1 protein-coding gene is annotated in these 692 nt (G+C 40.0%); it reads right to left on the bottom strand.

What is annotated here, in order from left to right; genetic code table 11:
- Positions 1–142 precede the first annotated feature (142 nt).
- A complete protein-coding gene (tnpA, locus tag EFT72_RS18910; protein ID WP_124065458.1) occupies positions 143–604 on the bottom strand; it encodes an IS200/IS605 family transposase in 462 nt (153 codons plus the stop codon).
- Between the last annotated feature and the right edge of the window lie 88 nt (positions 605–692).

Raw genomic sequence — 692 nt, 5'->3', positions numbered from 1 at the left:
AAATCATGACCACCCGTCAAACGGGTGGTTTGTCCTGAGGCTATAAGCCTCTGTTACCGGCCAGCGCCTAAAGACGCTGGCTTTCACTTTGTTCAAGCCTTAACGCCCTTGACTCGTCGCAACCCTTAAAAGGGCTTTTGTATTACCGGCTACCCTTAAAAGGGTCCTCATACTCTTTGACGCTTAATTTATCCATTGCAATATCGTGACTTTCTTGTTCCTGGATATACTTTCTTATAGTTGCCTCGTTAAGACCGACTGTGCTCACATAATATCCCTCTGCCCAAAAATGTCGGTTTCCAAACTTATACTTTAAGTTTGCGTGCTGATCAAAGATCATAAGCGCACTTTTTCCTTTGAGATATCCCATAAATTGTGATACACTCAGTTTAGGTGGAATGCTTACAAGCATATGAATATGGTCGGGCATTATATGACCTTCCAATATTTCTACGCCTTTGTATCCACATAGTTGTTTCAGAATATCTCTAATACTTTCCTTGTACTGGTTGTAAATTATTTTTCTCCTGTACTTTGGTGTGAACACTATGTGATACTTGCACATCCATTTGGTATGTGCCAAACTGTTTGCCTTATTGGCCATTAAAATCACCTTTCCTTTCGTTATAAATTGGCTTGAACAACCTTATTATAACGGAAAGGTGATTTTTTTGTGTAACAAACACCGCGCA

The sequence above is a fragment of the Clostridium sp. E02 genome, from assembly GCF_003833015.1.
GTDB lineage: Bacteria > Bacillota > Clostridia > Lachnospirales > Lachnospiraceae > Lacrimispora.
This window is presented reverse-complemented; position numbering and strand designations above follow the sequence as displayed.